We start from the raw sequence: 20,259 nt of genomic DNA on the forward strand, positions 1-20,259 counted from the left end.
TCAGGCCTTGTGTGTCGACAGCAGGATGCTGGTTTCGGTGCTGGAAATGCCGGCAATGCGCCGAATTCGCCCCAGAATTTTGTCGAAGTTCTCCAGGCTGTCGGTGCGGATCTCCACCAAAATATCCCACTTGCCGTTGGTGGTGTGCAGGGTAAACACCGCGGGCTCGCCGCGCAGCTGTTGCAACACGCTTTGCGCCTTGGTGCCTTCGACCGCCACGGACATCCAGGCGCGGATGCGGTTATGTTCCACCCCCGGTTTTACACGGATGGTGTAGCCGGTAATGATCCCTTGCGCCTCCAGCGCCTCAATTCTTTTTTGCACCGTAGCGCGTGAAACCCGGACCTTATTGGCCAGTTCGGTCACCGAGCTACGGGCATTTTCGCGCAGCAGCGCGAGGATTTGGCGGTCGGTATCGTTCATGGTGTCAAAGTGTCGGTTCGAAGTGGCGATTTGTAAAAATATAGAGCAATTTAGCCAGTTATCACACTGTTTGGCGTCAAATTGATTTTCCATAATAGGGCGGCGTCGCTATCCCGAACCCTGTGAGAAACATCATGCAAACCACCCAATCCGTTTTAATGGTGCGGCCATTCGGCTTCGCCGCCAATCAAGAAACCCGGCACAGCAACTTCTTTCAAAAAATCACGGAACATAATGAAAATCAGGCAACGTTGGCATTAACTGCCTTCAATGATTACGTCGACGCACTGACGCAAGCCGGTATTGACGTTACGGTGATAGAGGATACTGGCGGGCAGGAAACGCCGGATGCGTTATTTCCCAATAACTGGATTGCTCTGCTGGGGGACGGCAGCCTGTTCATCTTTCCGATGGAAGCGAAGAACCGACGACGGGAGCGCCGCCAGGACATTATCGCGCAGCTCGCCAATGACTTTGTGGTTGAACGGCAAATTGATCTTTCCGCCCACGAACTGGCGGGGCGCTTTCTGGAGGGTACCGGATCGCTGATCCTGGATCACCGGCATAAGCTGGCATACGCCTGCCGGTCTTCACGCAGTTCGCCGGAGGTAGGCCGCGAATTTGAACGACACTCCGGCTACCAGATTGTCTGGTTCGAGGCTGCGGACCGCCATAATCGGCCCATCTATCACACCAACGTGATGCTGAGCGTCGGTGCGGAATATGCCATTGTTTGCCTTGAAAGCATCCGCAATGAAACGCAAAAAAGTGCGCTGATCGCCTCGCTCACACGCAGCGGAAAAACCATTATCGATGTCAGTTTTGCCCAGATGGAGGCCTTTGCGTGCAACGTGCTGGAGCTGCGCGCCAAAGACGGCCACCCGGTTTACGCCATGTCCACCCGGGCCTGGGCTCATTTCACCCCGAAGCAGCAAACGCTGATCGGCAGCTATGCGCGCCTGGCGCTTGGACCTATTGATATCATTGAGGATCTGGGCGGCGGCGGGGCGCGGTGCATGCTGGCGGAAATTTTCCTGCAGCGTAAATTCGCACCGGCCTGACTGCGCCGGCCACTCAGTTCAATCCCAATTGATTCAGCAGCATCTTATTCAATTCAATGCTTTTGTGGACGTTCAGCTTGCGCATCGCCGAGCGCTTATGGGCGCTGATGGTCTTCTGGCTGCGCTGCAGCATACCGGCGATGGTACAGGCGGACATGCCGGAGCTCATCAGCTTCAGCACCTTCTTTTCGCAGCTGCTCAGGGCGGCAATACGGCACTGTCGGCATTTCCAGATGCCGCTGGCGTGCAGGGCGACCCAGGGCTGCTGGCAGAAGCGCTCCAGCGCCAGCTGCAGTTTTGCGCGAACGACGGCATCATCATCGCGCCGATTAATGCTAAACAGCGCCGGATGCTTGTGCTCGTAGTGAGCATCTCGGTCGTTGAGGATCAGCACGGTCATTTGCCGATGGCGCGGCGTCTGATAAGGGCTCTGGTAGCAGCGGGCACAGCCGCAGCTGTCTTCCAGCGTGCGGAAGACGATTTCTATCGGCTCCATATTTAGCAAATCGGCCGAGGCGCCGCGGCTGCTTGCATTCAGGTTATGGAGGTAATCCTCTACCAGCAGGCGCAGTCCGAGCTGATAAAAGTTATCGCTGCCCAACAGGGTGAACCGGATATTAAGCATAGTTACTCCTCAAAGCGCGCATCGTGCGGAAACAGTCGCTTGGCCTGGCGTTGCAGATCGGCGGCTCGCTGGGGCTGTTGCAGTAGCCGGCTGACCGCCATCAAATTGATGTAAATATTGGCGTCTGGCCGCACGCGGATTTCGTTTTCAGCCCATTGCTGGTAGCTCAGCAACGTAGCCATATCGCGGGTTTGCGGGTATTGCAGTAGCTGTCGCAACTGCATGTCATAGTCGTAACGGACCTGCCAGGGCGTCGGTGTGATGACCTGGCTCATAGGGCCGAATTGCCGCAGGCCGCTTTTTTCTACAGCGGTAATGATCAGCGCGCTGTGCAGGCCGTTAAGCAGATACGGCACCATCAATGCAGCGATGCCCGCAGTGGTCAGCCGCAGCGGGAGCTGCGAATGGGAGGGCAGCCGCAAACGGCGTCGGAGGTCACTAACGCGCAGAATCACCAGCAGCAGCACCGCGTGGGCGGCGGAGAGATAAAGCGGGTATTCCACCATCATGTGCAGCAGGATCGGCAACGCCGCCAGCCAGGGCGCGGGCCGTAGCGGAACGGGGCGGCTGTGCCGCAGCAAACGGCATAGCCCCCAGACGATCAGGGTGATACCGCTCAGGCTCAGCAGACCGCCTTCGACGCCCCACAGCAATATCTCGTTGTGCGGGTGGCTGATGGCAACGCTTTCCATACCGCTGCTGTGAGTGGTGTAAAAATGATGCAGAAAATCGTGCTGAAAATGGCCGTAACCCCAACCTAACCAGGGACGCTCGGCGATCATGTCTAGCGCCTCTTGCCAGTAGGTAAGTCGGTAAAAAATCGGTTCCGGCAGCATAAGCGCCCGCGTAGCGCCATTTAGCATCACCAGCAACAGCCCGGCGCTTACCCCGGCCATCAACAACAGCAGGGCGATGCCGGCGCGTCGGCGGTTAAGGCGGTACAACATCCACAGTTGGAGCGGAGACAGCAGCAGGGCCGCCAGCAGTCCGACGCGGGAGGCGATAACGATCAACAACAGCGGTGCCAGTAGCAGCATGGCGGCGGCCAGCCATTGCAAACTGCGCGACAAAGGGCGACGGGCGCTCAGCAGATACAGCGCCAACGCCAGGCCGGTAGCCATAAAGCTGGCCATCAGGTTCCACTGCTGGAAGATGCCGTAAGGGCGGTTTTTCAGGGTGTTGTAGCCCATCCAGTTGCCCGGCTGCAGCAAACTGTATTGCACCAGGCCCAGCAAGGCTTCGATAACCGTCGCTGCCAGCAGCAGCATCAATAGCCTGCGCCGCCACCGGCGATCGAGCGGGATTTGCAGCAGCGCAAAGTAGGCCAGAACGCCCAGCACCAATCCCATCAGGCGCGGCAAGGCTTCGCTTAACCAGGGCTGTTGAGCCCACAATAGCGGCAGGAGTAAAATCAGGCTGCCGGACGCCAGCAGGTTAAAGAAGCCGGAGGTGGCCAGCGGCGGACGGCTGAACAGCATCGCACCTATGATCAACAGGGCGATGAAGATCCCGCCGACCAGATTCCACGGCAGATAGAATCCGCTGCCGCCGCGATTGGGCCAGTAAATGTGCATGGCGATCAGGCAATAAAATGCCGCCAGCCCGAATAACCAGGCTGCTTTAGATTTGGACATCATGACGTGTTCCTGCGGCGCCGACTTACTGATAAGCCAGTACGAAATTGGCTACCGAGCTGAACTCACCCTCGGTAATGGTTTTATTCTGTATCGCGCTGGGATGGCCCTGCACATAGGCGGTGAAATTCAGAATATTGGCACCGTCTTGCAACGTCACCGCGCTGGTGGCCTGGTTCAAATCAATGTCCGCGCCCTTGCTGTCAAACAGGGCGATCGCGGCACCGTTGGCGCCGTTATTAATCGCCAGCTTGCCCGGCAGTTCGCTGTCCTCGTTCCCGCTGAAGGTGACATTGACGGTTTTAAACACCGCCGTTTTACAGTCGGTCAACTTGATGTTGAACGGCACCGGGTTGCTATGGCCGTAGCGGTACAGGGTTTTGACGATCACCGTGTCCATTTCCACCACCTGATCGGCCGATTGCGGTTCGATATTGCAGGGGCGACTCACCACGGTGCCGTGGAACTGCAGCGGTGAGCCGACCAGCTCGGTATCCGCCAGCGTCGGCAGTGCCGAAAAGAGTAGCGGCGTGCAACTGAGCATCGCTAAAGCGCGTAAACGCATCGTCTGTTTCTCCCTGAATTACTCGAAGGCCGCCACAATGGTGGCAGAGGCGTTGAATTCCCCTTCCGCGATTTCTTTACCGCCGTTGGCCAATGGTGCGGCAACCAGGTTCCAGCTACCGCCGTTACCGATATTTGGCACCGGGTAAAACTCATTCGGGATCACCAACTGGCCGTTATGTTTGATCTCGATACCGAGGTCGGTTTTATCGGTTTTAAATGCGTTATTGGTGAAGGACGCCGGGGTGCCGGAGACCGCCAGTTTGATGTTCAGCGTACCGTCTTCGAAGCTGCCGCCTTCGCATTGGAAGCGCACCGGGATACTTTGTGGGTAGCTGGCGCCGTTCAGATTGCTGCCGCCGATTTCACCGAACTCGACGTTGATCAGTTGGCCTTCGTTCACCACACATTTATCCGGCACGTAGAGAATGGCGGACTGAATAAACACCTGCGCCATCGGATTGGGGCCGAAACCTGCGTCGGTTGACCCCAAACGGCCATACATCTCGATGATCTGCCGGTCATTGATCTGTACGCCGTTAATAATTTTTTTGCGTACCCGGAAGGTGATTTTGCCTTTGGAGCCACTGCCATAGTTATTGACCTGCAAATAAGGCGGTTTGCAGGAGTGCTGGTTGAGCAGATTGGACTCGTTATAAAACGGTACGGTGATATAGGCGTTTTTATTGCCGGCGATCCAAACTTCGGCTTTCAAGTCCAGGAAGTCATTCAGTTTTAAATAGCCATTGCCGTATTCGGACGCAGGCAATGCCGAATCCGACTTATAAAAGTGTGGGCTAACGGGGATCGGGGTGTCGCAATAGACCTTGCCGGTATAAGTGCCGCCTAACGAATAGGGAAACTCTTTGGTAAAACCGACCTTGTTGGTGATATTGCTTTCATTCAGGTCGATATAAAACTGTTTCGCTCCGCCGTCCGGCGTGACGTAGCCGTTGGCCCACACGGCTGGAGCCGTCAGCGCCAGTGCCAGCGGCAGGCAGGAGTTAAGGTAGGTTTTTTTCATCACGTTTGTGAACCTCACAGGTAAATCACCTGAATGTGCGCCACGCCGGAAAAACCGGCCGCCATCACTGCCCGCTGCGTGGATTCCACGCTGGCGCTGAACCACAGCGTATTGCTGCCGGGCTGCAGAATGTAAGGCCGGCTCTGCTGGTTGAGCGATAGCGCATGGCCCTGCTGATCTTTCAAACGCAGGCCGATGCCCTGTACGCCGCCGTTCAGTTTCAGCAGGTCGGGGTTGTTGATATCGCTTTCGCCGAGAAACACCAGCGTGGCGGCCTGTTCACCCTGCAAATAGAGCTGCCCGGCATCGCCGTTACGTTGCCCTGCCGGGTTATCCGCCAAGGCTTTGGCCCCCAGCAGGCAGTTGCGGAACGAGAGGCGAAAACGTACCGGCGCACTCTGATCGCCGGCGTTTTGAAAATCGCGCGCGTTAACATCACCCAAATCAATCGACTGATCCTGGCTGTCCGGCGTCAGGCTGCACGGGGAGCTGAGCAGGCCGCCATGAAAGCTGACGGTGCCGGTGGTGCCTTGGATCACGCCCAGTGGCGTTGCCGCCGTCGCGCTGCCGCTAACCAGCAGCGCGGCGATCAGCAGGGGCCGCAGGCGGCCGCCGGTGAATTCAGCCATGCGGAATCTCCTTATTTTTTGGTCTCGGGCACGGCGTTGCACACGCTGCCGTTACAGGCGAAGCGCAGCTCCGGGTGACCGCCGTAGTCATTGATATAGGTGATGACAAAGCTGTTGAGGCCGTTGTCGCGCACCTTAATGGTTTCGCTCGATTTCGGTTTCAGCATCACCGGCTGGAAGTCGCCCAGCGCGCCGCCGCCCTGTTTCTGCGTTTGGCGAGTCATGCCGGTCAGGGTGATGTAAAACGGCGTAGGGTTTTCAACGGTGAAACCGCCGGTGCTTTTGCGAAATACCAGCTTCTCCTGCCACACTTCGCCTTTTGGCGCGACGATGGCCTTTGGCCGATAAAACAGTTTGATCTGGGTTTGCAGTGCCAACTGCATCACGTTGGTTTTACTGCTTTTCGGCGGAATTTCACGCAGGTTGAAATAGAACACCGACTCGCGATCTTGCGGCAGACGATCGGCCTCCGGCGTCTTGGTGATGCGCACCACGCTGCGTTCATTGGCTTCAACCCGCTGCAACGGCGGTAACACCACCAGCGGCGAAGTGATTTTCTGGTGCTGCTCGTTTTCCAGCCAGGACTGCGCCAGGAAAGGCAGTTCCTTGTTTTCGTTGACGATATTCAGGCTGATTGATTTCGCGTCGCTGAGGTAAACGGCGCGAGTACGATCCAGCGATATCGCTGCGTTGGCGGCCGGTACTGCTGCGGTCAAAGCCAGGCCCAGCGCGGCCATTTTTGCTAACGGAACGTTGTTCATAATCATCAATTCTCTGCGTTACGGATTACAGTTTGGCGCACGGCAGCAGTAGCTGGTCCAGCGGCTTGGCGGCGCCCGGTATAACAATGCGGCACTGGCGTTGGCCTTCCCAGGCGACGTCCAGCTGCTCTTGCGGCTGCACGCCGGTCAGGTAGACCGAGCCGCCGTCGTTCACGACCGCCACCTCACGGCCTTTTTCGCTCAGCACCGTGGCGCCGAACGGCGGTTCGCTGCCGTCGGCAAGCTTGATGGTGGCCAGCAGCTTGCTGCCTTTCACCACCTCAAAGTGGCGGTAGCCGATGGCGCCCTCGGTCAGCGTGCCTTGCACCACCGCTCGGGTGGCCTCCACGTCGTCCGCCAGGGTATTGACGTCGATGCGGGTGTCGGTGTTGTAGTAGCTGGTGATATCGGAGATCACCGCCAGGCCGAAGCGGTTGCTGTAGGCGCGGCCGTTGTTGATCGGCACCCCGGCGATGCCGTCGGTGTCCAGCATCATCCGGCTGCCACCGTTGCTGGAGTTCTGGTGGGCGGCAATGCCGTGTCGGGTAGCGGTAATGCCGCTGCGGAAGGTCCCGCCGATCGACGAATAGCTGTCCTGCTGGTAAGAGGCGCTGGCGTTGAGCGATCCGAACGAGGCGTTATGGCTGTAGTAGCCGCGAGCCAGCGATTTGCCGGACTGGTTAAAGCCGCCGCTGACCTGCCAGGTGTTGTTCGGGTCGGTATAGTCGTTGTAAGACGCCATCTGCGTTACGTCGCTGTTGCTGGTTTGCAGTGAGTAACCGAGCCGGCGGCGATCGCCGATCGGCACGCTGAAGTTCAGCATCACGCTGTCATCGGTGCGGCCGTGATAGGTGGTACGGTAGGCCGACAGCGATGCGGTCACGTTGCTGACATTGCCGACGTTGAACAGCTTGCTGGCGGATAACCCGTAGCGATCCTGCGCCCTGGCATCCCAATAGGTTTGGTGCGAATAGGTCAGGTAAGCGGTGATCGCCTTGGCGCTGTCTTCCGCCATAAAGGTTTTGCTGGCGGTAATGGTGTACAGCTCTTTTTGGCGGCCGTTGTAGCGTTCGTCATAGTCGTTGTAGCGCTCTTGCAGATACTGCGACATGTTCATGAACTTGCGCTGTGAGAAGCGGTAGCCGGCGAAGGTGATCTGGCTGTTCAGCTCATCGAAGCGCTTGGCGTAGTTGACCTTGAACGACATGCCGCTGGCGGTAGGCACATTGGGCAAGCGGGCGATGGACTGCGTCACGTCCACCGACATGGCGCCGAACACGTTAAGATCGCGACCCAGGCCGAGCGCCCAGGCGTTGTAATCGCCGCCGAGCAGGGCGCCGCCGTACAGCGACCAGGCGCTGGTCAGCCCCCAGGAGAAGTCGCTGGCGGAAAACAGTGGCCCTTGCGTGCGGTGATCGTATGCCGAAGGTTTACCCACCGCGACGTTGTAGCGGACATAGCCGGGGCGCGTCAGGTAAGGGATGGTGGCGGTGTCGACCTGGAAAGTGGAGACGGTGCCGTCTTGTTCTTCCACCTTCACGTCTAACCGGCCACGTACCGAACTGTTGAGATCCTGAATGGCAAACGGCCCGGCGGGCACGGTGGTTTCGTACAGCGTACGACCTTCTTGCGAGACGGTGATCTTGGCGTTGCTCTTGGCAATGCCGCGTACTTCCGGCGCATAACCCTGCAGGTTTGGCGGCAGCATGCGCTCGTCGCTGGCCAGATTCAGACCGGTAAAGCGGTAAGAATCAAAGACCCCCGAGTCGAGAAAGATTTCACCGAGCGTCAGCTTGGCAGCCTGCATCGGCAGCGCGCGGTAGGCGTAGATCTGGTTCCAGTCGAAGTTGTTATCGCGCTCGCCGGCCTGCTGATTGTAATTGGCCTGATAGTCGGCGCGCAGACGCCAGGCGCCCAGGTTAGCCCCCACCGTCCCGTAGCTGCTGAGATTTTCGGCGGTGTTGTTATTGTGGCTCTGCTTGCCGACCTGGCCGCTGATGCTGTAGTCCAGCAGCAGTCCGGGAATGCCGTCGTCCCACTGCTCCGGCGGTGTCCAGTCCGGATCGGAATATTTCATCCAGGCCTGCGGGATGGTGATGGCCAAGACGCCGCCGCCGATGCGGTCGGAGATGGTTGCCCCTTTGATGCCGCTGATATCGGCGCAGCTGTTGTCGTGCCACAGAGTGATTTTTTTGAGGACGTCTTCTTTCAGCGCCATTTTCTCGACCAGATCCGGCGGCAGGCAGACGCGAGAGCGATCCTTTTTATCCGGCGACGGATAATATTGAATGCTGCGCTGCGGCAAGGTTTTCTGGTTGATTTTGATATCCAGCAAATAGGCGCCGGGCATGACGTAATCGGCGTCGGAAAAACGCGATAGATCCACTTTGCTGCGATCGCCAATATCCAATACGTCGGTATTGAATTCCGTGGCGGAAAAAGCCGAATGCACCCAGAGGAAAGATAGAATGACGGTAAGGGGTATTTTTTTCCGTGTCAGTAATGACGTCATAGAATAATCACTCATGGCAAATCCGCGCCCAATAGCAGGTCATCCTGTACGACCTGAATACGTAATACGTGATGTCATTCAGTGCCTGACGGCGGCACCCGCCTAACGAGGCGTTACTTACAGATAAGACAGGGTGAATTTCGCCAGTGAGCTGAATCCGCCGGCCCTGGCCCTGTCGGGATGAATGCGTAACTGAGCGCCAAAGCGCAGCGTGTTGTCGCCGGCGACAATCTGGTAATCCGCGGTGGTACTGCCCAGCGGTATCTGAACGCCGTTGGCGGTCAGTAGCTCAATAGCCACGCCCTGGGCTTCGCCATAAACCCCCAAGAGATCGGGATCTCGGCTGTCGGCGATGCCGTTGAAAGTGACGGTGGCCGCGCGGTAGATAAAGTCGGGTTTCACGATGCTGGCCAATTCGCAGTTCACCAGCTTGATCTCAAAGTTGCGGCGGCTGCCGATCAGTACCGGCTGCGTATCCAATGCCGCATCGGTCATCGAGATCAGGCCGAAATCAACGGTCTGGTCCAGGCTTTCGCTGGCAATCCCGCAGGGGGTTTCGACGATCTCGCCACCTAGGTTGAGTGTGCCGTGGCCCTGATTTTTCGCCGTCGCCTCTGCGCTGCAAAGGCTGAGCGCGATAAGCAGTACGCCCGAAATCCGGTTTGTCATGCTGGCGTCTCCCTGTAGCCGTTGGTCCCGTTACCCAATGTCCGTGCAGGTAAAACGGGGACACCAAAGTGGCGTCCCCGAGGGGGGATTACAGGTAAGCCAGTGTGAAGTTTGCAACGCTGGTGAATTCGCCTGGGACCACGGCGCCAGAAGCGCTGCTGCCTTGCAGATAAGCGGCGAATTTCAGGGAGTTATTACCTTCGGTCAGACCCTGACCATCGGTTGCGGTGCCCAGTTCAACGTCTTTGGAATGCAGGTTGTCATAGATTCTGATGCCAGCGCCGGTTGCGGTGCCGCTCAGTGCCAGCAGTTTGCTGTTATCTGGATCCGGCGTACCGGTGAAGGTCACCTGGACGTTCTTCATGGTCGCAATAGAGCAATCTTTCAGTTCGATGCTGAATGGCTCAGAGCTGGATTTGCCTTCTTTAGCCAGCAGACGGCTGCTGATTTGGCCCATAGGGACAGTTTGATCAACAGATTCCGGTGCTACGCTGCATGGCGCATCAATAATTTCACCGGTAAAAGTGACTTTACCGCTGCCCTGGTTAGATGCGGCGTGAGCAACAGATGCAGAAGCGAAAGCAATCACGGTTGCCAGCATTAATTTATTCAGTTTCATTTCTCAAGTTCCTGTAGAGAGTATTTAAATAAAAAGAACAGCACATCTAAATCCCCCACAACAGCGGCAACGTCATGTCGCCGACGCCGTAGTTGGAGCCAGATCCTTTTGCTCTGGGCAATACGCCACCCTCCGTTATTCATGAGTGAATAACGAAATATTTTGGAAGTCGTACAAGCGAAATCCATAAAAGAAAAATAGGTATATCACCATAGCGTCTTGCTGGGATTATTCTTGCAAATAATAGGTGCGGTTGGAAATAGCTTTTATTAAGTTAAGTCAAATACAGAATATAAAACCAAAAGGAAAAAGAAATATATATAATTGAAAATCAATAGATCGTATACAAATATTATCCAGAATAAATGACTATATAAATAGCAATATGCGAGATATTAGATCGCCAGAATTAGTGTTCGCACTACAATTAGCAATATTGTTTTGATAATATCGCCCTCAGACAGCAGATGATGAATTCTGCGCGTTAATCGCGTGTAAAAAGTTAACTCTTTGTTTTTATTGGTGAACGCGCCGGTAATACTGGCCTGGGATGTGACTTTCATTCATTGTGGCTACGATAATTTCTTTTTGAGTTTTAACAAAAACATAACAATACAGATGTGTATCGGATTATTACCAATGCCCGACTGTTATTGTGCGTTTTTGTTATTTAACTCGTTAGGATTAATCAGAAGCAGTCAGATAAAGCAGGGCTTCGCGACATAATAATGACCTAAGTGATAATTAAGGGATGATAAACGGAATGATTACCATAATTAATGATTCAACTCGCCGTTCCGCCGTCGCTACGGCGCTGATGATAATGTCCTGTTTACTGCTGTCCGGTTGCGTAGGAAAAAATGGCACCGGCACGGTTGCCATGAAAAAAGTTTCACAGAGTAATCCTAAGGAAAACACTGATGAGCAACGGATCGCGCTTTGTCAGCAACGGGTCAACTCACTTAAGAATATTAATCCGCAAAGCTATCAGAAACGGATTGCTTATTTTAACGGGCTGTTGTCCAACGCTTCGGGATATGCCGGCATTCGCAGTAATGTCGATGAAAGCACCCGTAAAGCCATAGATGCGCTTTATAAATATAAAACCGAGAAATTCTGCGCCGACGTTGAGCATGAGCTGATGTCCGATCTGTCGAGCCGGGTGGAGAGCCTGTAATCATGAGAAGGTATGCGGAAGGAGCCGCTGCTTTGCTGCTGTTGTTGGTATGGGGCGCTGCATCGGCGGCAGAGACTGCACCTGGCAAGGATGACGGCATTCCCGCATTGCTGAAATTTGCCGAGCAACAGCAGGCGGTGCCGGTGGTGGAAAGTGCACCTGCAGCGCCTCAGCCGGTGACTGCCAAGCCCAAACCCGCCGCTGTTACGCGCGGAGACAACGCCCGTCTGACTGCGCTGAATCAGGCCCTGCAACGGCAAGCCGAAACCATCCGCCAATTGGAACAGCAACTGGCGGCTCAGGCTCAACCGGCGGCGCCAGCCCTCAAGGCAACACCCAAACCAGACCCGATTGATATCCGGCCGCTGGTGGCCGCGTTAAAAGGGATCCGTAAGGCCATCGCCACGCCGCCAGACTTGATCGCCATGGCGGCGGCTCTGGCACGGCAGCAGCGGATCGTCACGCAGCAAGAGCAGCAGTTGCAGCAGCTCAACCGTCAGCTAGCCGCGCAGCGACAACCGCCGGAGCTGGCCAGCGATGCCGATAAGCAGGCCTACGCCGCCGGGGTTTCGCTGGGGCGTGACATTCTGCATTTACAGGAAGAGAACCGCCGCTTGGGAATTGAAGCCGATCGCCCGCGCTTGCTGGCGGGCATTGCCGATACGCTGGCGGGGCAGCAACGGTTGGATGATGCCGCCATCGACCGCGCGCTAAAGGCCGCAGACGCTGCCTTGCAGCAGGCCCAACAGCAGCGACAGCAGGCGATACGGGGGGAGGGTAAAACCTACCTCGCCGATTTCGCCAAGCAGCCTGGTGTGCAAAAAGATGCGCTCGGTTTTTATTACCGTGTGGACTATGCCGGCAGCGGGCAGATAAACGCCAATGACAACGTCGATATCGTGGTACGCGAGAGCCTGCCCGATGGGCAAGTGATCAAGGATATGGACTTGGCCGGCACCACTATCTCTTTGCCTTTGTCGCAATATCCACCGCTGTTTCGCGCCGCCATCGGCAAATTGAACAAGCATGGGTCCATGACGCTGGTGGTGCCGCCAGTTCTGGCATACGGCGACAAAGGAAGCCCGCCCGCAATCCCCCCGGGCGCCACGATGATTTACACCTTGCGCGTGGCCGACGTGCTGCCGCAGGACAGGAGCAGGCAAAAGTAACCCAAGGAGTACGCGATGGCCAAGGCGCCGATAACATATGAAATCAGGAAGTCACATATGCTAAACGTGTTACGAAAACTCTGTATGGAGCGCGCGTCGGGGGCAGGGGAACATCACCCTCCGGCACCGGAACACTGGCCTAAAACCAGGGAGCTGGCAGACAAATGCGGTGAAAATATTTACACCACGCGCACGCTGTTATTGGCATTGGAAAAAGAGGGTAAAGTTCGTTGTACTCATCGCAGCATCAATAATTCGTTACGCTGGTATATTTGTGCATCACCCAAAAAAATGTAATTCCTTTCCTGTTTCGTCATTTTGACTACCCTTCACAGCGGATCAACACAGGGCTGACGGAGCGAAAAGCGCCTCAGCCCGACTCCTTTGTTACGACTAATGACCAGCCATTGGCAGTGCAATTTTTGAGGCCGTATACTGAGGGCCTGGGTGCAAATATTTTCATGATGGATGCGTGCTTATAATGAAGGAAAGCAAAGAAATACTGTTATTGGATGATATTCATTATCAAATAGACGAGCAGGTTATTTTAGATTCCGTGTCTTTCGGTCTGAATCAGGGCGAATTTAAACTGATTACCGGCCCGTCTGGCTGCGGAAAAAGCACCCTGCTAAAAATCGTATCTTCCTTGATCGACCCGACCCGTGGAAAAATTATTTTTGCCGGTAAGGCCATTACCGATATACCGCCGGAAGAGTATCGTCAACAGGTGTCGTACTGTTTTCAAACCCCTTCGCTGTTTGGCGACAGCGTGTATGACAATATCGCGTTGCCCTACCAGATTCGCAAACAAAAACCGGACAGGAAAAAGATGCAGGCCGACCTGGTGCGCTTTGGGCTAGCGGAAAATATGCTGGATAAAAGCGTTAACGAATTATCGGGCGGCGAGAAGCAGCGAATTTCGTTGATCCGTAACCTGCAGTTTATGCCCAAGGTTCTGTTATTGGATGAGATCACCAGTGCGCTGGATGAAGATAATAAACGCAACGTTAATGAAATTATTCATCAACTGGTCGCGCAGCATGGCGTCGCGGTGTTGTGGGTTACGCATGATAAAGATGAAATCAAACATGCGGATGATGTGATTACTTTGAGTGCGCATGGCGCTCGGGCGCAGGAGACGACCAATGAACCAGCATAACATCAGCAATGAATCTTTGGTTTTGTCGATGGTATTGGTGATTATTGCTATTTTAATCAGCCATAAAGAAAAGCTGGCGCTGGAAAAAGACATTATCTGGAGTATTTGCCGGGCGGTGGTGCAACTGATCATTGTCGGCTACGTGCTGAAATACATTTTTGATGTAAATAACGCCATTCTGACGGTGCTGATGGTGCTGTTTATCTGCTTTAACGCTGCCTACAACGCGCAAAAGCGCAGTAAATATATCGATCACGCATTTATGACGTCGTTTATTGCCATAACCACCGGCGCGGTATTAACGTTGGCGGTGCTGGTACTGACCGGTTCGATTGAGTTTACCCCAATGCAGGTGATCCCGATTTCCGGCATGGTGGCCGGCAATGCGATGGTGGCAGTTGGCCTGTGCTACAACAACCTGGGGCAGCGTTTCAAAAGCGATCAGCAGAAGATTCAGGAGATGCTGAGCCTGGGCGCCTCGCCGAAGTTCGCTTCGGCGGCGCTGATCCGCGACAGTATCCGTGCTTCGTTGATCCCTACGGTGGACTCTGCCAAAACCGTGGGGTTGGTCAGCCTGCCGGGCATGATGTCGGGTCTGATCTTCGCCGGTATCGATCCGGTCAAGGCGATTAAGTACCAGATTATGGTGACTTTCATGCTGTTGTCGACCGCCAGTCTGTCGACCATCATCGCCTGCTACCTGGCCTACCGTAAGTTCTACAACGAGCGCCATCAGTTGGTGGTCAGCACGTTGAAATAATCTGGAGAAAATAAGGGTAGGGGCGCCCGGTTAAATCAGGGGCGAGCATGCTCGCCCCTTTGCGGCCGCTACCCTTGCAGCAGAGCGATGCTCTGACGGATTTCACGTTCTATATCCGCTGCCGTCCAGCTGTCCAGTTGCGACGAAAACGGCTCGAAGGCGTAAATGCCGGTGTAGCCCAGGCGCTCCAGATCCTGCACCTGCTTTTTGCTCTCCAGCCGATCTTTATCGCTCAGCATGATGCGTTCTTCGTCGCTTAATGCGCTTTTAGCACGCCGATCTTCCACCCCGGAAAGGTGCACCAGCCCAATGCCGTCGATCTGAATTTGCGCATCAAATTCAGGCTGCGTTACGTCGCTTAAATAGTGGTGGAAGGTATCCAGCACGATTTTGTACGGCGCGCCAGAATCCCGGATCAGGGACTGCGTCAGCAGCGATGAGCGCAGTGAGCTGATACCGAACCCCAACGGCTCCACATAGCCCTGTACACCGTATTGCCTGAACAGCGGAGCCAGCAGCTTAAGGGCCGCCAGCGTGTCGGTTTTTTTCTGCTCTTCGCTGCGGTTATCGCCCGCGCTGCAATGCGGGCACAGTACCAGCGCCTTGCTGCGGATTGCCTGAGCTTGTGACAACAGCGCCTCGGCGTTTTTCAGCAACGCGGCTTGATCGTCCAGCAGGTTAAACATGCCGAGCGCGTTAATGGTGACGATTTCGATACCGTATTTTTCTGCCAACGCATTTAATTGATCGTTGCTCAGGTTATCGGTCACCTTGCCGCTCGGCATATCGTTGCGCAGCTCTACTTTGTTGAGCCCGCACTTTTTCACCAGGCTGAAAAACTGTTCCAAATCGAGGTTTGGCGCGATCTTGCGGTTGATGCAAAAACGGTCTGGCGCAATGGTCATGATGCATTACTCCTGAATGAGTTGATAAAGCCTGATATTTGCCGAGCTACAGCGGCGTGCGTTGTATTTCGGGTTGAGGTTGGCGATAGCGTTTTGCCATGACCACGTCCTCCATTTTTTCCAGCGATACCCCTCGTGTTTCAGGAATATAGCGGCCGATAAACCAGTAACTGAACAGGCAGCAGACGGCGAACACCCACATCGGGAAGGCACCGTGGAAGCTTGAGAACAGATAAGGGTTATCGTTGATCATCGGGAAGGTCTGAGACACGACAAAGTTGGCCAGCCACATGCAGCCGACGGCGATGCTCATGCCCTGAGAGCGCATGCGATTGGGGAAGATTTCTGACACCAGGACCCAGGCGCCCACGCCCCACGAGAGCGCATAGAACACCATAAAGAACAGCATGCCAAACAGCGCGAAGTAGCCGGTGGCCTCGGTATAGAGCGCATAGGAGGTGATCAGCAGGCCGGCGATGACGCCCAGCGTACCCCAACGCATCAGCGGGATGCGGCCCATGCGATCCATCAACATGGCACCGATGACGGAACCGACCAACTGCATCACGCCTATCCAGATGGTTTGGAACAGCGCTTCCTGCGCGTTTACGGTGACGGTTTTCAGCACCACCGGCGCGTAATACATCATTACGTTAACCCCGGTGACCTGCTGCAGCATGGCGATCATGCAGCCAACGAACAGAATGAAGCGTACCCGTTTATCGGCATAGCTGAGTTTTTTCTGGCTGGCTTGTTGATCCTGTTTTATCGAGTCTTTGATTTCCTGCAGCACTTTTTTCGCATGTTCGGCGTTGGACACTTTGGTCAGCATCGCCAGCGCCTGATCGTCCCGGCCGACCATCACGCTCCAGCGTGGCGACTCTGGAATGATAAATACCAAAATGCAAAACAGGATGCAGGGCAGCACGCCGGAGGCGAACATCCAGCGCCAGCCCATCTCCACCAGCCAGGCTTCACTGGCGATGCTGGCGATTTTGAAGTTAACGTAGAAGATCACGATTTGGCCGAACACGATGGCGAATTGCTGCATGCTGAGCGCACGGCCGCGCATGTCTTTGGGTGAGACTTCCGACATGTACATCGGCGAAACGGTCGCGGCGATACCCACCGCCAAACCGCCGATAATGCGGTAAATCACAAACCAGGTGAAAGTTGGCGCCAGTGAAGAACCCACTGCCGAAATGGTGAACAGCACTGCCGCCAGCATCAGGGCCTTCTTACGACCATATCGCCCGGCCAGTGGCCCGGCGGCAAAGGCACCGACCACGCAGCCTATCACCACGTTGGAAACGGCCCAGCCGGTCTCGGCGGGGCTGAGATTAAAATAGGTTTTCAGGGATTCGATCGCGCCGGAGATCACGGCGGTGTCGTAGCCGAACAAAATGCCGCCAAGTGCCGCAATGCCGCATATTCGCAGTATGTACCCGGTATTATGCTTACGCTGAGATGACATGTGTTGCTCCGATTTTTTTCCTGGCTTCCACCCGCGCTGTTGGTTGTAGGGAAGAGGAGGCGGAAGGGGTTGGACCCTGCCTGTCATTAAGGCGGTGATAGTCGAGTTAACGCTTCGGTAAACAAGAACATTTATTTCATAATTAGTGAATAATGAAATATTGATTTTTAGATCCAGTTCAAAAAAAACCGCAAATGCCCCTCAAGCGTTACCGCGCGATCCTTTAGCGTCTGGCCGGGTCGTCTTTCCCCGTGGGCTGCCTGTTTCTGTATAAAAGTCAGGGCTAATTCCCTGCCGTTGGCGCGTGAACACAGGGACCGCTTTTTTTCCTTCATGTAATGGCCTTGCACGGTGATGTGGCAAAACTGCGACCTTCCGCACTAAAAACAAATTTTCTAAAATAATTTATTTGAAACTTTTTTTTCAATGAAATAGAGTTTGCTTCATCCGGTCAGGATTTAGCCTGCTTGCGGGCAGTCTCCGGCAAGCGGTGTGATGAAAACGCTACGGCCGCAGACGGTCAGGCGACAGCGGACTTAAAAGAGGGTGAGACATGAAAACCGTGGGTAACTTTATTGGCGGGCAGGTGTGCCTGAGCAGCAGCAATCAAACCGTCGACGTGCATAATCCGGCTTCCGGGCAGGTTGAACGCCGCGTGACGCAGAGCACTGCCGCCGAGGTGAAGCAGGCCATTGACGTGGCCCACCAGGCATTTGCCGACTGGTCGCGCACCACACCGCTGCGCCGTGCGCGCATCATGTTCAATTTTAAGGCGCTGCTGGAACAGCATCGCGACGAGCTGGCGGCGCTGATTGTCAGCGAGCATGGCAAGGTGTATTCCGATGCGCTGGGCGAACTGACCCGCGGCATCGAAGTGGTGGAATTTGCCTGCGGCATTCCACATCTGATCAAGGGCGAATATTCTGCGGACGTCGGCAGCGGCGTTGACAGCTTCTCGCTGATGCAGCCATTGGGCGTGGTCGCGGGTATCACCCCCTTCAACTTCCCGGCGATGGTGCCGATGTGGATGTTCCCTATCGCGCTGGCCTGCGGCAATACCTTTGTGCTCAAGCCCCCGGCGCTGGTGCCTTCGGCCTCGGTTCGCATGGCCGAACTGCTGAAAGAAGCCGGGCTGCCGGACGGCGTATTCAACGTGGTGCATTGCGCAAACGAAGAAGCCGCGCAGCTGTGCACCGATCCCCACATTCAGGCGGTGAGCTTTGTCGGCTCCTCTGCGGTGGCTGAACATATCTATACTACCGCCAGTGCCCACGGCAAGCGGGTGCAGGCCTTCGGCGCGGCGAAAAACCAGGCCATCATCATGCCTGACGCCGATCTGGACGCGACGGTCAATGCCCTGATGGGCGGCGCATTCGGCTCGGCCGGCGAGCGTTGCATGGCGTTGCCGGTGGCGGTGGTCGTCGGCGACGACACGGCCGATAAACTGATTGCCAGACTGAAGCCGCTGATCGCTCAGTTGCGCGTTGGTCCAGGGCTTAAACAGGGTGGCGAAGAAAACGAGATGGGGCCGCTGGTATCCTCGGCGCACCAGAAGAAAGTCCTGGGTTATATCGATCTGGGCGTGGAAGAGGGCGCTACCCTGGTGGCCGATGGCCGCAACTATCAGGTGGCGGGTTACCCGGACGGCTACTACGTTGGCGGTACCCTGTTTGACCACGTTACGCCGGAGATGCGTATCTATCGCGAAGAGATCTTCGGGCCGGTGTTGGGCATTGTCCGCGTGCCGGACTACCAGACCGCCATCGATACGGTGAATAGCCATGAATTTGGTAACGGCAGCGCTATCTTTACCAGTAACGGTCACTATGCGCGCCAGTTCGTGCAGGAAGTGCAGGCCGGCATGGTGGGGGTCAACGTCCCGGTGCCTGTCCCGATGGCGTTCCACAGCTTTGGTGGCTGGAAGCGCTCGGTGTTCGGTGCATTAAACGTTCACGGTACCGACGGCGTGCGTTTCTACACCCGGATGAAAACCGCCACCGCCCGCTGGCCAACCGGGCAGCAAACGGTGTCTGAATACAGTATGCCGACGCTGGGTTAAGGCACTATACCCGTCGTCTTTCAAGCCGCATCTGTGTTGGCTGCGTGTATTTGGCCCAGTCACCCTGTAGGGGGCGAATAAATTCGCCCCGATTAATGCGGGCGCGGCATGCAGCACCCCTACGATGATGCAACGCCAATTATTTGGGGTCTATTCATACTTAATTGGGAGAATTACCATGTCTTCATTGCTCGCCAAATGTCAGCAGCCAAATGCCGAGGGGCGCATCCAGCACGTCACCCCGGAGAATGCCGACTGGCGCTTTGTCGGGTTTGACGTCTATCGTCTCGAAGCCGGTCAGTCGCTGCAGTTGGAAAGCGGCGACAAAGAACTGTGCCTGGTGCTGGTCGCCGGTATCGCTTCTGTCGCTACCCTGCGAGCGGAATACCCGAGCATCGGTAAACGGATGAGCCCGTTTGAGCGCACCCCGCCTTATGCGGTGTATGTGCCGCATCACGATCGAATTGAAGTGCGCGCGGAAAGTGCGTTGGAGTTGGCGGTTTGCAGCGCGCCGGGCCACGGGCACCTGCCATCGCGGCTGATCACTCCGGCAGACGTGGGCGTAGAGCGGCGCGGTAAAGGGCGCAATCAGCGTCTGGTACACAATATCTTGCCGGACAGCGCGCCGGCCGACAGCCTGTTGGTGGTGGAAGTGTACACGGATGAGGGCAATACCAGCTCTTACCCTAGCCACAAACACGATCAGGAAGATTCGCCGGATGAAACCTATCTGGAAGAGACTTACTATCACCGGATCCAGCCTGAACAGGGCTTTTGCATGCAACGGGTCTATACCGACGACAGGTCGCTGGACGAGTGCATGGCGGTCTATAACCGCGACGTGGTCAAGGTGCCGCGCGGCTACCACCCGGTGGCAACGCTGGCCGGTTACGACAACTACTATCTCAACGTGATGGCCGGGCCGGTGCGCCTGTGGAAATTCACCTGGGAAAAAGACCACGCCTGGATTAATAGCGACGGATACCCAGCGGCGAAATAATTCGCATCAGGCCCGGCTAGCCGGGCCTTGTTGAT

General features: G+C 55.8%; 20 protein-coding genes. 8 read left to right on the forward strand and 12 right to left on the reverse strand.

Going from position 1 to position 20,259, the window contains the following annotated elements; translation table 11 throughout:
* Complete coding sequence (locus M2407_RS21200; protein WP_020837427.1) at positions 1 to 516, reverse strand: Lrp/AsnC family transcriptional regulator; 516 nt, start codon at positions 514 to 516, stop codon at positions 1 to 3.
* A 41-nt stretch (positions 517 to 557) separates the two neighbouring features.
* Here M2407_RS21200 and ctlX point away from each other — a divergent pair, with 41 nt between their 5' ends.
* Positions 558 to 1,484 carry a citrulline utilization hydrolase CtlX gene (gene ctlX / locus M2407_RS21205; protein ID WP_128865293.1) on the forward strand — a complete coding sequence of 309 codons (927 nt, stop codon included), beginning with the start codon at positions 558 to 560 and terminating at the stop codon, positions 1,482 to 1,484.
* A 13-nt stretch (positions 1,485 to 1,497) separates the two neighbouring features.
* Here the strand turns inward: ctlX and M2407_RS21210 are convergent, their stop codons facing one another.
* The 9 genes from M2407_RS21210 to M2407_RS21250 all read right to left on the reverse strand — a co-directional run bounded on the left by M2407_RS21210 (position 1,498) and on the right by M2407_RS21250 (position 10,521).
* The gene (locus M2407_RS21210) at positions 1,498 to 2,109 is read right to left on the reverse strand and encodes a LuxR family transcriptional regulator (RefSeq protein ID WP_122080418.1); all 612 of its coding nucleotides are present in this window, start codon (positions 2,107 to 2,109) and stop codon (positions 1,498 to 1,500) included.
* A gap of 2 nt (positions 2,110 to 2,111) precedes the next feature.
* A complete protein-coding gene (locus M2407_RS21215) occupies positions 2,112 to 3,746 on the reverse strand; it encodes a PglL family O-oligosaccharyltransferase (protein ID WP_187962036.1) in 1,635 nt (544 codons plus the stop codon).
* A 22-nt stretch (positions 3,747 to 3,768) separates the two neighbouring features.
* Positions 3,769 to 4,308 carry a fimbrial protein gene (locus M2407_RS21220; protein WP_020837420.1) on the reverse strand — a complete coding sequence of 180 codons (540 nt, stop codon included), beginning with the start codon at positions 4,306 to 4,308 and terminating at the stop codon, positions 3,769 to 3,771.
* An 18-nt stretch (positions 4,309 to 4,326) separates the two neighbouring features.
* A complete protein-coding gene (locus M2407_RS21225) occupies positions 4,327 to 5,331 on the reverse strand; it encodes a fimbrial protein (protein WP_128865306.1) in 1,005 nt (334 codons plus the stop codon).
* A 14-nt stretch (positions 5,332 to 5,345) separates the two neighbouring features.
* Positions 5,346 to 5,960 carry a fimbrial protein gene (locus M2407_RS21230; RefSeq protein WP_116691625.1) on the reverse strand — a complete coding sequence of 205 codons (615 nt, stop codon included), beginning with the start codon at positions 5,958 to 5,960 and terminating at the stop codon, positions 5,346 to 5,348.
* Between the two features lie 11 nt (positions 5,961 to 5,971).
* A complete protein-coding gene (locus M2407_RS21235; protein ID WP_020837416.1) occupies positions 5,972 to 6,727 on the reverse strand; it encodes a molecular chaperone in 756 nt (251 codons plus the stop codon).
* 19 nt (positions 6,728 to 6,746) lie between these two features.
* Entirely contained in the window at positions 6,747 to 9,248 is a 2,502-nt protein-coding gene (locus M2407_RS21240; RefSeq protein ID WP_259219650.1) for a fimbria/pilus outer membrane usher protein, read from the reverse strand.
* A 102-nt stretch (positions 9,249 to 9,350) separates the two neighbouring features.
* Complete coding sequence (locus M2407_RS21245) at positions 9,351 to 9,902, reverse strand: fimbrial protein (RefSeq protein WP_048760457.1); 552 nt, start codon at positions 9,900 to 9,902, stop codon at positions 9,351 to 9,353.
* Positions 9,903 to 9,990: 88 nt separating this feature from the next.
* Positions 9,991 to 10,521, reverse strand: a complete 531-nt coding sequence (locus M2407_RS21250) for a fimbrial protein (protein ID WP_020837413.1) — start codon at positions 10,519 to 10,521, stop codon at positions 9,991 to 9,993.
* A gap of 763 nt (positions 10,522 to 11,284) precedes the next feature.
* Here M2407_RS21250 and M2407_RS21255 point away from each other — a divergent pair.
* The 5 genes from M2407_RS21255 (at position 11,285) to fetB (ending at position 14,786) form a co-directional block, all read left to right on the forward strand.
* Complete coding sequence (locus M2407_RS21255; protein ID WP_020837412.1) at positions 11,285 to 11,698, forward strand: hypothetical protein; 414 nt, start codon at positions 11,285 to 11,287, stop codon at positions 11,696 to 11,698.
* A gap of 2 nt (positions 11,699 to 11,700) precedes the next feature.
* Entirely contained in the window at positions 11,701 to 12,867 is a 1,167-nt protein-coding gene (locus M2407_RS21260; protein WP_048760459.1) for an FKBP-type peptidyl-prolyl cis-trans isomerase N-terminal domain-containing protein, read from the forward strand.
* A 15-nt stretch (positions 12,868 to 12,882) separates the two neighbouring features.
* Complete coding sequence (locus M2407_RS21265; RefSeq protein ID WP_041415077.1) at positions 12,883 to 13,164, forward strand: FaeA/PapI family transcriptional regulator; 282 nt, start codon at positions 12,883 to 12,885, stop codon at positions 13,162 to 13,164.
* A 184-nt stretch (positions 13,165 to 13,348) separates the two neighbouring features.
* A complete protein-coding gene (gene fetA / locus M2407_RS21270) occupies positions 13,349 to 14,026 on the forward strand; it encodes an iron efflux ABC transporter ATP-binding subunit FetA (protein ID WP_020837409.1) in 678 nt (225 codons plus the stop codon).
* Positions 14,013 to 14,786, forward strand: coding sequence for an iron efflux ABC transporter permease subunit FetB (gene fetB / locus M2407_RS21275; RefSeq protein WP_116691628.1), 774 nt, complete (start codon positions 14,013 to 14,015; stop codon positions 14,784 to 14,786). The genes fetA and fetB overlap by 14 nt, the downstream gene beginning before the upstream one ends.
* A gap of 68 nt (positions 14,787 to 14,854) precedes the next feature.
* On the opposite strand, the gene M2407_RS21280 is transcribed toward fetB, so the two are convergent.
* Together M2407_RS21280 and M2407_RS21285 are read right to left on the reverse strand one after the other, a co-directional pair.
* Positions 14,855 to 15,691, reverse strand: coding sequence for a TIM barrel protein (locus M2407_RS21280; protein ID WP_048760461.1), 837 nt, complete (start codon positions 15,689 to 15,691; stop codon positions 14,855 to 14,857).
* A gap of 46 nt (positions 15,692 to 15,737) precedes the next feature.
* Positions 15,738 to 17,165, reverse strand: coding sequence for a sugar porter family MFS transporter (locus tag M2407_RS21285; protein ID WP_046372444.1), 1,428 nt, complete (start codon positions 17,163 to 17,165; stop codon positions 15,738 to 15,740).
* Positions 17,166 to 17,718: 553 nt separating this feature from the next.
* Between M2407_RS21285 and M2407_RS21290 the strand changes: the two genes are divergently transcribed.
* Together M2407_RS21290 and iolB are read left to right on the forward strand one after the other, a co-directional pair.
* Positions 17,719 to 19,224, forward strand: a complete 1,506-nt coding sequence (locus M2407_RS21290; protein ID WP_020837402.1) for a CoA-acylating methylmalonate-semialdehyde dehydrogenase — start codon at positions 17,719 to 17,721, stop codon at positions 19,222 to 19,224.
* Between the two features lie 178 nt (positions 19,225 to 19,402).
* A complete protein-coding gene (gene iolB / locus M2407_RS21295) occupies positions 19,403 to 20,224 on the forward strand; it encodes a 5-deoxy-glucuronate isomerase (protein WP_020837401.1) in 822 nt (273 codons plus the stop codon).
* Positions 20,225 to 20,259 lie beyond the last annotated feature (35 nt).

The sequence above is a fragment of the Serratia sp. BIGb0234 genome (assembly GCF_024809915.1).
GTDB lineage: Bacteria > Pseudomonadota > Gammaproteobacteria > Enterobacterales > Enterobacteriaceae > Serratia > Serratia liquefaciens.

Excerpts from the sequence above, each read along its gene's own strand:
- M2407_RS21210 (WP_122080418.1), bottom strand. The coding sequence starts at position 2,109 with ATGCTTAATATCCGGTTCACCCTGTTGGGCAGCGATAACTTTTATCAG.
- M2407_RS21220 (WP_020837420.1), bottom strand. The coding sequence starts at position 4,308 with ATGCGTTTACGCGCTTTAGCGATGCTCAGTTGCACGCCGCTACTCTTT.
- iolB (WP_020837401.1), top strand. The coding sequence starts at position 19,403 with ATGTCTTCATTGCTCGCCAAATGTCAGCAGCCAAATGCCGAGGGGCGC.
- fetA (WP_020837409.1), top strand. The coding sequence starts at position 13,349 with ATGAAGGAAAGCAAAGAAATACTGTTATTGGATGATATTCATTATCAA.
- M2407_RS21230 (WP_116691625.1), bottom strand. The coding sequence starts at position 5,960 with ATGGCTGAATTCACCGGCGGCCGCCTGCGGCCCCTGCTGATCGCCGCG.
- M2407_RS21225 (WP_128865306.1), bottom strand. The coding sequence starts at position 5,331 with ATGAAAAAAACCTACCTTAACTCCTGCCTGCCGCTGGCACTGGCGCTG.
- M2407_RS21285 (WP_046372444.1), bottom strand. The coding sequence starts at position 17,165 with ATGTCATCTCAGCGTAAGCATAATACCGGGTACATACTGCGAATATGC.
- M2407_RS21200 (WP_020837427.1), bottom strand. The coding sequence starts at position 516 with ATGGAAAATCAATTTGACGCCAAACAGTGTGATAACTGGCTAAATTGC.
- M2407_RS21240 (WP_259219650.1), bottom strand. The coding sequence starts at position 9,248 with ATGAGTGATTATTCTATGACGTCATTACTGACACGGAAAAAAATACCC.
- M2407_RS21255 (WP_020837412.1), top strand. The coding sequence starts at position 11,285 with ATGATTACCATAATTAATGATTCAACTCGCCGTTCCGCCGTCGCTACG.
- M2407_RS21215 (WP_187962036.1), bottom strand. The coding sequence starts at position 3,746 with ATGATGTCCAAATCTAAAGCAGCCTGGTTATTCGGGCTGGCGGCATTT.
- M2407_RS21290 (WP_020837402.1), top strand. The coding sequence starts at position 17,719 with ATGAAAACCGTGGGTAACTTTATTGGCGGGCAGGTGTGCCTGAGCAGC.
- M2407_RS21265 (WP_041415077.1), top strand. The coding sequence starts at position 12,883 with ATGGCCAAGGCGCCGATAACATATGAAATCAGGAAGTCACATATGCTA.
- M2407_RS21235 (WP_020837416.1), bottom strand. The coding sequence starts at position 6,727 with ATGATTATGAACAACGTTCCGTTAGCAAAAATGGCCGCGCTGGGCCTG.
- ctlX (WP_128865293.1), top strand. The coding sequence starts at position 558 with ATGCAAACCACCCAATCCGTTTTAATGGTGCGGCCATTCGGCTTCGCC.
- M2407_RS21260 (WP_048760459.1), top strand. The coding sequence starts at position 11,701 with ATGAGAAGGTATGCGGAAGGAGCCGCTGCTTTGCTGCTGTTGTTGGTA.
- M2407_RS21245 (WP_048760457.1), bottom strand. The coding sequence starts at position 9,902 with ATGACAAACCGGATTTCGGGCGTACTGCTTATCGCGCTCAGCCTTTGC.
- M2407_RS21280 (WP_048760461.1), bottom strand. The coding sequence starts at position 15,691 with ATGACCATTGCGCCAGACCGTTTTTGCATCAACCGCAAGATCGCGCCA.
- fetB (WP_116691628.1), top strand. The coding sequence starts at position 14,013 with ATGAACCAGCATAACATCAGCAATGAATCTTTGGTTTTGTCGATGGTA.
- M2407_RS21250 (WP_020837413.1), bottom strand. The coding sequence starts at position 10,521 with ATGAAACTGAATAAATTAATGCTGGCAACCGTGATTGCTTTCGCTTCT.